Below are 13254 nucleotides of genomic sequence, written 5' to 3'. Positions count from 1 at the left end.
TTTGCGTTCGTGGTTTGTGTGCCAATATTATTTTGCGCCAACCGTATTAAGTCAAATTCTTACCCCATAATTTTAGGTCATCATGAAATTAGCAATCGTAGGAGCCACAGGTCTAGTAGGTGGCGAAATGCTGAAAGTCGTGGACGAAAGAGGATTCCACTTTGATGAGTTGTTGTTAGTCGCTTCCGAGAGATCGGCCGGAAAGAAGATCTCCTACAAGGGTAAAGAGTATACCGTAATCGGTATGGCTGACGCGGTTGCCGCCAAGCCGGACATCGCTATTTTCTCGGCGGGCGGCGGCACTTCCTTGGAGTGGGCTCCGAAATTCGCCGAAGCCGGATCTTTCGTAATCGACAACTCTTCGGCTTGGAGAATGAACCCGGCCAACAAACTTGTCGTGCCGGAAATCAACGCCAAGGAACTTACCAAAGACGACAAAATCATTGCCAATCCTAACTGCTCCACTATCCAGATGGTGTTGGCTTTGGCCCCATTGCAGGCCAAATACGGCATCAAGCGCGTGGTTGTTTCCACTTATCAGTCGGTAACCGGAACGGGAAAAGCCGCTGTTGACCAACTCAACAACGAGCGCGCCGGCGTAGAGGGCGATATGGCGTACCCTCACAAAATCGACATGAACGTGTTGCCGCACATCGACGTATTCCAAGACAACGGCTACACTAAAGAGGAGCTGAAGATGACGAACGAAACCGTGAAAATCTTCGGCGACGAAGACGTGAAAGTAACGGCTACCACTGTTCGTTTGCCAGTAATGGGCGGACACTCCGAATCTGTGAACGTTGAGTTCAAAAATGATTTCGACCTTGCGGAAGTACGCGAGCTTTTGGCCGCTACCGAAGGAGTCATCGTTGAGGACGATCCGAAAAACAACGTTTACCCGATGCCTTTGAATGCCCACGGCCACGACGAGGTTTTCGTAGGACGTATCCGTCGTGACGAGTCGCAGGCCAACACGCTGAACATGTGGATCGTTGCCGACAACTTGCGCAAGGGCGCCGCTACCAACGCCGTCCAGATCGCCGAATTCTTGGTTCGCGAAGGTTTGGTTGGCTCTACTGTAGAGGCCTAATTCCGGATTTCACGGAACATTCTGGGCCTTTTCCGTATCTTTAGGAAAATTGCCTCGACATGCCACTCAAAGATATACTGAGCGAAAAAGCTCAAAAGTTTATAAAGGATCATGAGGCTCATGATCCTTTTTCTTTGGCCTTACAAGCCGACAAATACCCGGATTTGCCCGTTCGCGATCTAGCGGAACAGATCGCATCCAAACGCAAGGCCAAAAAGAAACTTCCGGCTTGGTACGCTTGCGAGGGCATCATTTTCCCGCCAAAACTCTCGATGGAGCAATGCTCTTCGGAACTGACGGCAAAGTACAAAGCCGGCCTAGTTTCGGGCGACCGAATGGCCGATATCACCGGAGGCTCCGGCGTCGACACTTTTTATCTTTCCAAATCATTCCGCCACGCCGACTATGTGGAAGTGAATCCGGCCCTAGCCGAAATCACCGAGCATAACCTCAAAGCTCTCGGCGCCGACAACGTGGACTGTCATACCGGTGACGGCCTCGTTTTTATCGAAAACTCGGAAACCACTTACGATTGCATTTACCTAGATCCCGCCCGCCGTTCGGACGCAGGCAGGAAAGTTTACGCACTGGAAGACTGTACGCCCGATATAGTAAAGGAGAAAGACAAACTTCTTGAAAAATCGGAGAAGGTATTGGTGAAAACCGCTCCGCTGATGGACATAGACCGAGCCGTGGACGATCTGGGTTGTGTCAGCAAAGTATGGGTAGTCTCCAGCGAAAACGAATGTAAGGAAGTACTCTATCTTTTAGAAAAAGAGGCCGACAACGAGCCCGAAATCATAGCCGTAGACATTCAACCAAACGGAACTGTCCGAGAGCTTAGCTTTACCCGAAAGGGAGAAAAAGACATCTCAACAAACCTGTCGGAACCGGACGCTTACCTCTACGAACCGAATCCGGCCGTGATGAAAGCCGGAGCCTTTAAATCCGTCGCCGACAAATTCGGTCTGGGGAAATTACACCAACACAGCCATCTATATACAGGCCCGGACTTCTTGCCCGATTTTCCCGGAAGAAAATTCGAACTGATCGGCACATGCACCGTTGACCGGAAAGCCTTGAAGTCGATTTTGCCGGAAGGCAAAGCTAATGTTGTCACCAGAAACTTCCCCCAGTCGGCCGAAAACATCAAGAAAAAGCTCAAACTCAAGGACGGAGGCAACACATTCGTTTTCGCCACCACTTTGCTTGACGGGAAAAAGGCTTTGCTTGTTTGCCGAAGGGTTCTGGGCCTTTAGTCCGGTTCGATTTTCGTATTCGATAAGGGTTATGGCAAGTCTCGCCAGACCCTAACCCTATGCGAAAGCAATTGCAGTCAAAATCGCCGAAACAAAGAAAAGCCCGCTCCCAGCCAGGAGCCTCGGGGCAGGCGATTTTGCCCGCAAACCGGAGCCTTCCTGTACAGCTGATGATGGATTCCGCCACTTTTAGAACCATGACCGTAACGCATAGGGATCAGGGAAAAGAAGGCCGGAAAAAGATGCATTCCATCGCACTGAGAAAAGAGGGTATTACCAATGAGGAACGAGTCTCCCTCACCGGCAGTTTTCATGCGGAGGAAATGCGCATAGCCGATAAACTGGATCTAGAGAAGGCTTCGTACCCTTTTTCCCTTCAGGAATTCGAATCGTGCCTCGACACTTTCCAACATCTCAATGAAGCGGAACGTACGGTAAGCCCCACCGATCCTGCGGAAAAACACGAATACAAAAGGATTCAGGATGAGAAGTTGGCTTGTTTAAGCGATCTGGAACGCTTGATTTTTATTTGGAATAAAAAATTCCCGATACCTGCCAGACGAATCCATCACCCGGAAGCCATTCCCCATTTCGGAGTGCTTTGTCTGTTGATGGACGATATCCAGCGAGAACGCAGTCGTGTGGCTTGGAAGCAGATCACCTACAGCATGTCCATGACCGCACCTATAACATACGGCATGGGCATTAGCCGAAAACGAAACGCCGAAGCGCTGATCCCTTCTGATTTTCAGCGAAAAAAATTACTGGACGGGCACCGTTATCCCTACTATCTGCCCAAAATGTTCGAACCTGACGGAAAACTGTCAGAGAAAAGCCAGCCAGCCCGCTCAATGATGGTCGGTTGGATGGGCCGGTTGGCTTCGGTGTCAGACGGGTTCGAATTGGCCCGCAACGCCTGCGAGAAAAACTCCTCGCTAAGGGGAGAGATGGAAGTGCTTTTGGTTTCGCCCTCCGTTGTGCCCGGGCACTATCATAGGAAAGGAAAAGAATTCAGAATCGCCTCGGATTTTACTGGGGGAAATACCTTTATGCCTCACGAAAGCGCTGAGGGAGAAGAAACTCTTTGCTTTTGTCCGCCATATTTGATGTTTGGAAAAATGCTGGAAGAGTTCCGAATATCCAAAGACAGTAGCTCACGTCGGGCAACAAGTGGAGCCGTCGAGGCGGAGGCCAAACTGTTGAAGGCTTTCAAAATTCCCGGAAAGGCCGGAAATGGAAATATAAAAGTTCGCGGTCGGGACCCTCACGACGATTTCTTCGATATCTCCACGGTAGAAGGCGAAAGCGACACGGCCTTGTCCCTAAAAACAAGTGACGACGCAAACGCCGAAAGCTTCAAGGTTGACATCGGAACCGTCTCTTGGCAAGGCGTACGCGAAATGATGGCTTTGGAATGCGCTCCCCGACACAAGGAAAGAGATCTCGTACCCAGACCTGCCCATACGTTACAGCTTCCGCCCGCCGCCCTACACCCGAAAGGCGCTACCGTCTATTCCGAACTCTTCGGTATGGAAGCTTTTGACCCTGCCTCTGTCAGAGTGGACAGTCTGTCTGTTTTAGGGGAGCAAGGTCATATGGGTGCAGTATATGAATTGTTACAGACCAATGGAAACAGAAAAATCCTGAAGATGATCGGTGAACACGAAGGTCGTTTCGCTTGGACCAAACACCATGAAAAGGAAGCCTTCGCCTCAAACTTTATAAGAACTATCGGCAATAGGGTTATAGCCCCGCGTTCTTTACCTCTGGCACGTCTAGGACCAGAAATAGAAGGTCTAAAACAGATACTATCAGCAAGGCCTCATCCGCACAATTTTCCCGTACACAGTCTTCTACACGCAATCGGAATAGTGCAGGGACATTCAAATGAACGGATCAGCGCTTTGGTTATGGACAAAGTCCCCGGTTTCTCATGTCAAAACCTTGTCAGAAAATACGGTGACGGATATAAAGTTGTGCTCGATCTTCTTCTCAAAAACCCGAATGTCCAAGCCGCGATAGGTGAACTTCTGGCCTACGACCTATTGCTCGGAAACTTTGATCGTTTTTGGTGCGGTGTCCATGAAGGAAACAACCTCTTTAACGCCTCGATCACCGAAAGTCACCCTTCAGGCAAAAGGCATCTCGACCTAAAGATAAACGAAAGACATCCAGTAGGAGCCATCGACCAAACACTAAGTGCTTTGGGGCTTTTTGTTTTCTTACAGAAGATCTGTTATAAAAAAGGTACTCAAGAGTATTTGGACAATCCTGAGTATTCTCGCCTAGGCCATGTCGTAGAAGAGGCCGGCGACTTACCATTGGCTTTCGAAAAAGAATGTCGCAGTATGGGCAAAGACTTCAGAAACGTAATCTCTAGATTCTTGGGAACGTTCATCAAAGAAGGTCCCGGACAAGTCGCTTGGACTCGGGACCTTTTCGAAGGCCAAATAAAACCCAATATGAGTTCCGCCGGACTGGATATCGGGTTTATGGAAGCCTTATTAAACCTCAGGGAGAAACGTGATGTGTACGAAGCGATGAAAAAAATCCGCTACCCAACATTCTCCCATGAAGCGCAAGTCTTCTTCGAACTATGGGATGTGGTTTTGGAAGAGCTAGGAAAATATGACATCCGGGCACTTCAAAGCCGGCTTCATACATCCAAACAGCGAGTTCATGGGCTCTTGTAAAACCCTTCTCCGAAAAATAAAAACGCTCCGCTTTTCTGCGGAGCGTTTGTAACCAAAATGAGTTTCATATCATTTTGCATATAGGCTTTCTAACTCCTATTCTGAATATGTAACAGAAAAGGTACCTGTGATCTTTGTGCTTAGGCTTGTATCAATTTGACCTTGGAGAGTTATGTCCAAACTTCCCTCTATCTTCTTTGCTGAAGTATCATGATTGGTAACCTTAATCGAACCCGATTTACCTATCTGTCCTTTAGTTCCATCGGCATCTGGAATATACATAACGACAACATTAGGTCCAACTTCATGTGTACCTTTTGTAATCGACTCTGAGACAGTAATACTCAAATTATGCTTAGTATCCGCACCTTGGATTATCAACTTCCCAGACACTGCAGTGGCAGTAATCGATGATAACTTCCAATCCTCAGATCCGACTTTCATATCAAACCCTTTAGGTACATCTCCTCCACCATCTGTTGGAACAGGAATATAACGGATCTGCGAAAATGTCCCGCCCGTAATCAAAAGCTCCTCAGCTTCCTCACTCTTTTTGACTTTGAAATGAAAAGATCCTGACGCCAAACCATTTTGCAAATCAGAGATCAAAAGCGTTCCGGCGTCAATTGACTTAAAAGTACCGTCGCCATCGGTATATGTCGCAGCGCCTACAGGCAAGGTGTGAGAACCTGTTCTCAAATCCTCTTCCGCCAAAGTGAGCTGTATCTTGGAATCATCAGCAGAAGAACCGCTAAGGGTCAAGACTCCGCCTTCATAATTCCCAGTTATAGACTTTGTCGCTTTCCAGTCAACTCCGCCAACTTTTGCGCTCAAAGCGCCTGACGCAAAATCAACGGGAAGTAAATCATTGAGTCCGAAAGGCGCTTCAATAGTTTGGCAGGAAAGTGACGTAACACAGAAAAAGCCTATTAGCAGAAAAGTACGCACAATGGTTTTCATATTCTGTTTTGATAAGTTGAAATAGCTAACACACAAATATATAATTACTATGATAATGGATTCAATTATTTTAATTTTTTATTTCTTTTTATAGTTAATCTTGCCTAAACATTCTCTTTCGAAACCTACTTCTACCATACTTCACCTCTCTTATAACCAGGGGAATAACGGCCACACGCTCACATTACAATCATTCTACATCCCTCTCCGGCTTTTTATTACTTGATGATTTTGTATTTTTCTCAGCAAAAAAAGATGTTAGGCCACCATAGCTTAAACGACGATTCCCCACATAAGACACTTTAAAAAGTCAATTCTCCTTAAACAAAAAAAGGTCGCCATTTGGCGACCTTATTGGAATAATGCAGTATTCTATCTCTGAGATATTTGCTTTTCTTTGTGTTTTTTGATTTGCCTTCTCAATGCCTCTACCGCTGTGTCCGCGGCGATTTCAAATGATTCCGCTTGCTCTTTTGCAAAAATTTGGTTTCCAGGTACGTTCAGGAGAATCTCTATAATCTTGTTACCGTTATCACTGTCCTTGTCAAGTTTCATATAAACTTCACCGTCAATGATTCTGTCGTAGAAGGTCTCCAGCTTGTCTAATTTCTTCTGGATGAGGTTAACTAGTTTAACGTCAGCGTCGAATTTCAAGGAATGCATCTGAACTTTCATAAGCCTTCTTTTTGGTGAACTTTATGCTTTAGGGTGCGCCCTGTCGAAGATTTCCTTCAGCTTGCCCAACGTATTGTGGGTATACACCTGGGTTGCGCTGAGGCTTTCGTGCCCCAACAAATCTTTCACGGCGTTAAGTTCCGCGCCGTTGTTTACCAAGTGTGTTGCGAAGGTGTGTCTCAGGACGTGCGGACTCCGCTTTTCTATAGTCGTAAACATGTCAAGGTACTTGCGGACCGTCCTGTAAACAAACACTGAATATGCTTGCTTTCCTTTATTTGTTACGATAAAAAACGGGCTTGAGTTGCCCTGCAGGGCCTTTTTCTGCACCAAGTACCGTTTTATCGTTTCGGACAGACCGGTCCCGAAAGGTATAATCCGTTCTTTGTTCCTCTTTCCCAAGACTTTAATGCTCCGGGTGAATAAATCGATATTATCCTCTTTTAAATTGATTAACTCGGAAAGCCTGATACCTGTTCCGTATAAAAGCTCGAAAATCATTCGGTCGCGGGCTCCTTGAAAATCGTCGCCGAAAACGCCGTCATGATCCAGCAGTTTGGTCATGTCATTTTCAGGGACAAAGTTGGGTAGGGATTTTTTCACCTTCAGCGGACGCACTTTCGTCATCGGGTTGACGGTAACATGGCCCCGGCGAAGCAGGAAACGAAAAAATGAGCGCATTCCGGCTATCTTCCGGTTTACGGAACGGGGTTGTATACCGGATTCAATAAGGTTGAGTATCCACGAACGAACGTGGGTATGCCTCAATTCTGAGAAATCTTCGGGGAAATTCTGCGAAGCCGCAAAATCGGCAAATTGCTGCAGGTCGTTCCTATAGGCCAGGACCGTATGTCGGCTGCAACGTTTTTCGGCTTCTAAGTAGGTGAGGAATGTTTCAATCATGATAATATATTAGGGTTGGCTTGGTTTAGGCCAAGCTCAACACTAATATATTATAAGCTCGTAAGCCTGCAAAATACTGGTATTAGTAGTTTTGCTCAGCGTACAATTTTTGCTTGTAAGCGGCTTTGATTCTCTGCTGTCTGCTCTTTACAGATGGCTTCTCGTAGTAGTTTCTAGCTCTCAACTCACGCAAAACGCCAGTACGCTCGAATTTCTTCTTGAACCTCTTCAGAGCCTTCTCAATAGACTCGTTCTCTTTTACATTTACGATGATCATGCTAACCTATGATTTATTTCTGTGTCCTTAATTCTCGATAGTCCTGAAAATCAGAGTGCGAATTTACGCAATTTTTTCTAAATGGCTATCCGCAGTATATAAATTTTATCCTTTCTTCGGGTTTATCCGATTGATTATATGGGAGTTGTCGCGAAGACTACACGGATCTAAACCAAACATCGCCCGGATTGTTGCTATTAGCCTGTCCGTCACGGGGTTTCACCGCCGACAACCACCGCCCTCTACATTCACGCAATCGCTACGCACCCAATCCACACACTATCAACGCATTAAAAGTTACGCCACTTGCCGAAAAAAGGTTTTCTACCAAGAATGGGCAGGCTTACGGAAAAGATGCCCACACTTTAACTGACATACCGTAAAATGTTCCTATGCCGGGTTTTTGGAATACATGCTTTCGAAGTGCCCACTTAGCCTAATTATTTTTTATTTTGGCATTGAATATCATTTCCAATCCCTAGTGAGCAGATGTTTTTTGCCTTTTCCAGAGTTTTTATCGGAACAAAAACGAAAAGCTTCACTGGCGATTTCAAGACGCAAACGCAAATAATTGATATGAATATGAAAAGGCAGACGCTTTTCGCTCTTTTTGCCCTTCTATTTTTCGGGATGTCGGCGGGCAGGCTTTTGGCCCAGGAAAATTCCATCCTCCATGTACGCGTATTGAACGCCCAGGGAAAACCTTTGCGGAGCGGTACGGCTTTCGTGGCGGGACCGGGAGGAAACGCCGTTTCCCACGCCGGACTCTTCGCCAAGGCGACTTCAGCGCAGGTTTATTGGCCAGACAGCACTGTATCGGAGGTTTCCAAGATCCTGAGTTGGGACGTTTACGGCGGCGTAGTGACTTTCTCCATGGAAAAAACTTCGCCAAAAGCGGAGCCTCTGGAACTGTCGTCGCAATTTCCGAAAAACGGGAAAGGCGGAAGCGCTTTGTTCGCCCCTACGGTAAGGAAATCCGAAAAGCTGGCCTTTGACAAACTTATTGTTCCCGAGACTTTCGAAGGATTCGGCCAATTAGCCGTCGGAAACAGAGCCGTACGCTCACAAGCGTTGGGCGCCCCTGTATTGGATGGCGGCAAAGTCGTGGCCGTTCTGGCCTCGGCGGGGAGCAACGGCTTTGTGGCCGTGCCGGTTCAAGGCCCCGGTTTTGTACAGGACCGTCCGATGAAGCTTGGCCAATGGGCCGACAAGCATGCGTTCGACAACGGAATGCTCCGGGCGTTCGTGGCTTTGGTCAAAAAGGATTCCGTATCGGCCACAAAGGCTTTTGTAGCCTACGCCCGCCGTCATCCGGACAACTTTATCGCCTTGTCGAACGCTTCAGAGCTGTTGTTTGCCAAAGGCGAATATTCGGGAGCGAAAAAACACGCCGATCTGGCCTTGGAACTGAAAACCGACAATCCGGAATGCCTTCGCGTGGCCGGGCTCAGCGCTTTCGAGCTGAAAAAATACGAAGACGCCGTAACCCGACTGAAAGTCTTGGCCGGAAAGGACAAGCCTACGGCAAAAGTCCTAGCCACTTTGGCGCAAGCCTTATATAAAAAGAAAGAATACGCTTCGGCAAAAGAGTTTTTCGCCAAGGCCTTTGACGCAGGCGCATCCGACGCCGACCTTTTTTATCTGGCCGGCAACGCCAGCTTCAGGGAAAAGGCCTACGCCGAGGCCATCAAATATTACGACAAAGCCGAAGGCCTTGGCCGCAAAGACGAACTTGTCTATAACAACAGGGCCAAAGCCAAACTGCTGACCGAAGACCTAAAAGGCGCCGACAAAGACTACACTCAGGCCATTGCCCTAAATCCGGCTTACACCAAAGCTTTCGACGGCCGCGGTACCGCGCGCTTCGGTTTGGAACAGTGGAAAGAGGCCACCGAAGACCTCGGCAAAGCGATTTCTTTGGGAACAAAAAACAAAGACGCCCTCCGTATGCTCGGCGTGGCGCATTACAAGCTCTCCGAATACGGACTGGCGGCGGAAAAACTCGCCGGCGCGGCCAAAATTGGCAAAGCCGGCAAAAACGAGTACTTGATGGCCGGCGTAGCGCAGTTCAAAATCGGGAAATTCCCTTCGGCGCAGGCCTCTTTGAACAAAGCCAAAGAACTGGGCGAAGACGGAGCCGAACTCCATTTCTACTCCGGCATAATGGCGTACCAGACCAAGAAATACGAGACCGCCATAGTGGAACTGCAGACCGCCACCGACAAGGGAATGAGCAACGCCGAGTCGCTGAACATGATGGGAATGGCTTATTTCAAAACCAAAAACCACGAATCGGCGCGGGAATTCCTCGGGAGGGCGGTATCCAAAGGATATGATTCGGCGCGCACGCACCTTTACCTCGGCCAGAGCCAAGTGTTGGGCGGTTTGGAGAACGAGGCGCTTTTGTCATTCTCCAAAGCCATTATGAAAGGCTACACCGAGGCCGGCGTTTATTATGCCCGGGGCAAAATCCAATACGGCAAGGAAGCCTACGCCAAAGCCATCCCCGATTTCGAAAAAGCCAAGGAAAAAGGCTACGACAAGGCCGACTTCCTATATATGTACGGCATGAGCGCCTACCATAAAGGCAAATTCGAGGTGGCCACTACCGAACTGATCTTGGCCAAACAAAAAGGATCGAAAGAAAAAGATATTCCGCTCTATTCCGGATTGGCCTACGCCAAACTGAAACAATACGCCAAAGCGATTCCGAACCTCGAAGCCGCCGCCCGCGAGAGCTTGGCCGATAACGAAGCCTTGGAAATATTGGCCGTGGCTCATTTCGAGAAAAAGAACTACTCGGGCGCCGCCAAAGCCGCCAAGAAAGTGACCGGAGCCGACAAAAGCCTCCGTATTCTGGAAATAGCCGGCATATCGCTATACAAGACGGGCCAAAAAGAAGAGGCCCAGCCCGCTTTGGCCAAAGCCATACTGAAAGGAACAAAGAAAGCCGAAATCTACGAATACGCCGGACGCGTTAAGTTCGCCAAGAAAGAATATCAAGCCGCTTCCGCTGACTTCGCGAAAGCCTTAGCTCTGGGCGCCACCGACAACGAACTCTACCTGCTCCGTGGCTCCTGCCTTCTTCGCTTGGAAGATTACCGGCAGGCGATTCCTGATTTCGTTAAGGCTTCCGCCGATGAAAACCTGCTCGGCAAAGCCAAACTCGGCGAAGGCCTTTGCCATTTCGAGATGAAAGACTACGCCAAAGCCTGCGAAGCTTTGGAAAAAGCCCGCGACGCAGGACAAACAGACAAAGCCCTTTTCGAACGCCACGGTGTGGCCTCTTGGGAGCTGAGCCGTAAAGAACCCGCCCGCAAAAGCCTTGACAAAGCCATAGTCGCCGGTTCCCGCCGCGCCGATGTCCATTTGGCCCGCGGGCTGATGGCTTTTGGCGAAGCCGACCATTCCAAAGCGGTCAAACTGCTGAGCGACGCCGAAGCTTTGGGACAAAAAAGTGGTGCGGTCTATTACGCCCGCGCTCGTTCCTACTTCGCCCTGAAGCGTTTTGCCGAGGCCGTTTCCGATTTTGACCTGGCCGAAAAAGCCGGCGTTTCCGAAGCGGGGCTTTATCGCCAGCGGGGCGAGGGCCGTTACATAGCCAAAGCCTACAATGGCGCCGTGGCCGATTTGGAAAAAGCCGTAGCCAAAGGCGACGCCGAAGCGGAGACAAAAATGCTATTGGCCAAAGCCGCCATCCGGATCAAGGACTACAACAAAGCGGTAAGCACATTGGACAAAGCCGAAAACGGCGGACACAAAACCGCCGAGCTCTATTATATCCGAGGTAGGGCCAAACTCAAGCTCGAAAAGCCCGACGAAGCCCTCGCCGACTTGGACAAGTCCGTAGCCACCGATTCCGAATACCACGACGCCTACAAAGCGCGGGTGGGATTGGCCTACAAAAGCAAACAATACGAGAAAACCCTGGCCGACGCCAACAAACTCTCAGCCGCTTTCCAAGACGACGGCACCAGCCTGCAATACGGTGGCTTGGCGCTCTTCCGTATGGGCAAATATCCCGAAGCATTGGCCGAATTCGTTAAAGCCGAAGAGAAAGGATCCGCATCCACCGAGGCGAAGATGGCCCGCGGATACTGCCTCTACCTACAGGCCGATTACGCCGGGGCGCTGACTTATCTCCAACAAGCGTTCAAGGCGAACAACACCGACCCGAAACTCTTCTACGCCTTGGCCGACGCCTATTATCATCAGGGAGAATTCAAAAAAGCCATTCCGCAGTTTGACAAAGCTATCCAGAACGGCGCTTCGGACACCACGGTCTATTTCCACCGCGGAATGTCGCACTATAAAGAGAAAGCGTTCGCCAAAGCTTCGGCGGATTTTGACAAAACCATCGAGATCGACGGCCAATTAAAGCTGGCCTACGCCTACCGCGGCAACTGCCGTTACCGCGCCAAGGAATACGACAAGGCCGTGGCCGATTTTGACAAAGCCATTGACCTCGGGGTAGGCGATCCGCAGTTTTTGAACAACCGAGGCAAAGCCAAATTCCGCCTTCAGCGCTACGACGACGCCGTGGAAGACTTCGGCAAAGCCTTGGCGATAGACCCAAACTACGTAAGAGCCTACCAAAACAGGGGCGCGGCTTATTACAAGCTGGAAAAATACGCCGAATGCTCCGCCGACCTCACCAAGGCCGAGGACCTGAAGGGACCAAACGACAAACCCGACGGCGATTTGCTGTTCTACTTGGGCGACTCCTATTACCGTCAGGATAATTTTCCGTTGGCCGTAAAATACTTCGAAAACGCCGAGTCCGCCGGTTACAAAACCAAGCTGATGTACTTCCAGCGCGGACGTTCCTATATGAAAATCGGTGATTTCGAGACCGCGGCGGAAGACCTCACCAAAGCCGTAGCCAAAGACAAGCGCTACCACGAGGCGTTCTACCTCCGCTTTATCTCGAACAAATCATTGGGCAACGACCAAGCCGCCATGGAGGACCTGAACCTAGTGCTGAAGATCAAGCCTGACCACAAACGGGCGCTGTTCAGCCGTGCGTCGATTATGATGGAAGAGGAGTCGTACCAAGCCTCCATCCGCGACCTTACGGCGGTGCTCCGTCTTGAGCGCGACAATGTGGAAGCCCTTTATCTACGCGGCATGTCCTTCTCGCTTCAGGAAAATTACCGCGCGGCCAAAGAGGACTTTGGCAGAGCGATTTCCCTAGACCCGAAACGCTCCGAGTTTTACCACGAACGCGCGTTGGTCTACTACCAGACAGAGAAAAACGAAAAGGCTTGCGATGATTGGCAAAAAGCCGTGGAACTGGGCAACGAGAAAGCCAAATACGCCTTGGACCGCCACTGCCAAACGCAATAAACGAAAGAATAGACACAAGGTCGACGCAAAACTTCAACCTTGCGTCTTCCC

8 protein-coding genes are annotated in these 13254 nt (G+C 49.3%); 4 read left to right on the top strand and 4 right to left on the bottom strand.

The genetic code is table 11. The features are described from left to right. Nucleotides 1-82: 82 nt before the first annotated feature. Genes AABK39_RS03235 through AABK39_RS03225 form a run of 3 tightly spaced genes read left to right on the top strand, consistent with a single transcriptional unit; the run spans nucleotide 83 to nucleotide 5042 of the window. The gene (locus AABK39_RS03235; protein ID WP_338393482.1) at nucleotides 83-1090 is read left to right on the top strand and encodes an aspartate-semialdehyde dehydrogenase; all 1008 of its coding nucleotides are present in this window, start codon (nucleotides 83-85) and stop codon (nucleotides 1088-1090) included. 59 nt (nucleotides 1091-1149) lie between these two features. Further along, nucleotides 1150-2349, top strand: a complete 1200-nt coding sequence (locus AABK39_RS03230; RefSeq protein ID WP_338393481.1) for a THUMP-like domain-containing protein — start codon at nucleotides 1150-1152, stop codon at nucleotides 2347-2349. Nucleotides 2350-2408: 59 nt separating this feature from the next. Beyond that, nucleotides 2409-5042: a hypothetical protein gene (locus AABK39_RS03225; protein WP_338393480.1), complete on the top strand. Its 2634-nt coding sequence runs from the start codon at nucleotides 2409-2411 to the stop codon at nucleotides 5040-5042. A gap of 96 nt (nucleotides 5043-5138) precedes the next feature. On the opposite strand, the gene AABK39_RS03220 is transcribed toward AABK39_RS03225, so the two are convergent. The 4 genes from AABK39_RS03220 to rpsU form a co-directional block, all read right to left on the bottom strand. After that, nucleotides 5139-6002 carry a DUF6252 domain-containing protein gene (locus AABK39_RS03220; protein ID WP_338393479.1) on the bottom strand — a complete coding sequence of 288 codons (864 nt, stop codon included), beginning with the start codon at nucleotides 6000-6002 and terminating at the stop codon, nucleotides 5139-5141. Between the two features lie 372 nt (nucleotides 6003-6374). Beyond that, the gene (gene hpf, locus AABK39_RS03215) at nucleotides 6375-6677 is read right to left on the bottom strand and encodes a ribosome hibernation-promoting factor, HPF/YfiA family (RefSeq protein WP_338393478.1); all 303 of its coding nucleotides are present in this window, start codon (nucleotides 6675-6677) and stop codon (nucleotides 6375-6377) included. A gap of 21 nt (nucleotides 6678-6698) precedes the next feature. After that, nucleotides 6699-7580: a tyrosine-type recombinase/integrase gene (locus AABK39_RS03210; protein ID WP_338393477.1), complete on the bottom strand. Its 882-nt coding sequence runs from the start codon at nucleotides 7578-7580 to the stop codon at nucleotides 6699-6701. 82 nt (nucleotides 7581-7662) lie between these two features. After that, nucleotides 7663-7857 carry a 30S ribosomal protein S21 gene (gene rpsU, locus AABK39_RS03205; RefSeq protein WP_338393476.1) on the bottom strand — a complete coding sequence of 65 codons (195 nt, stop codon included), beginning with the start codon at nucleotides 7855-7857 and terminating at the stop codon, nucleotides 7663-7665. Nucleotides 7858-8439: 582 nt separating this feature from the next. Here rpsU and AABK39_RS03200 point away from each other — a divergent pair. Then, nucleotides 8440-13203, top strand: coding sequence for a tetratricopeptide repeat protein (locus AABK39_RS03200; RefSeq protein WP_338393475.1), 4764 nt, complete (start codon nucleotides 8440-8442; stop codon nucleotides 13201-13203). Nucleotides 13204-13254: the final 51 nt, after the last annotated feature.

It is taken from the genome of Fulvitalea axinellae (assembly GCF_036492835.1).
Taxonomy (GTDB): domain Bacteria; phylum Bacteroidota; class Bacteroidia; order Cytophagales; family Cyclobacteriaceae; genus Fulvitalea; species Fulvitalea axinellae.
The sequence above is the reverse complement of the archived record's forward strand: the minus strand, read 5'-3'. Positions and strand labels throughout refer to the sequence as shown.

Excerpts from the sequence above, each read along its gene's own strand:
- AABK39_RS03220 (WP_338393479.1), bottom strand. The coding sequence starts at position 6,002 with ATGAAAACCATTGTGCGTACTTTTCTGCTAATAGGCTTTTTCTGTGTT.
- AABK39_RS03210 (WP_338393477.1), bottom strand. The coding sequence starts at position 7,580 with ATGATTGAAACATTCCTCACCTACTTAGAAGCCGAAAAACGTTGCAGC.
- AABK39_RS03225 (WP_338393480.1), top strand. The coding sequence starts at position 2,409 with ATGCGAAAGCAATTGCAGTCAAAATCGCCGAAACAAAGAAAAGCCCGC.
- AABK39_RS03200 (WP_338393475.1), top strand. The coding sequence starts at position 8,440 with ATGAAAAGGCAGACGCTTTTCGCTCTTTTTGCCCTTCTATTTTTCGGG.
- rpsU (WP_338393476.1), bottom strand. The coding sequence starts at position 7,857 with ATGATCATCGTAAATGTAAAAGAGAACGAGTCTATTGAGAAGGCTCTG.
- AABK39_RS03230 (WP_338393481.1), top strand. The coding sequence starts at position 1,150 with ATGCCACTCAAAGATATACTGAGCGAAAAAGCTCAAAAGTTTATAAAG.
- AABK39_RS03235 (WP_338393482.1), top strand. The coding sequence starts at position 83 with ATGAAATTAGCAATCGTAGGAGCCACAGGTCTAGTAGGTGGCGAAATG.
- hpf (WP_338393478.1), bottom strand. The coding sequence starts at position 6,677 with ATGAAAGTTCAGATGCATTCCTTGAAATTCGACGCTGACGTTAAACTA.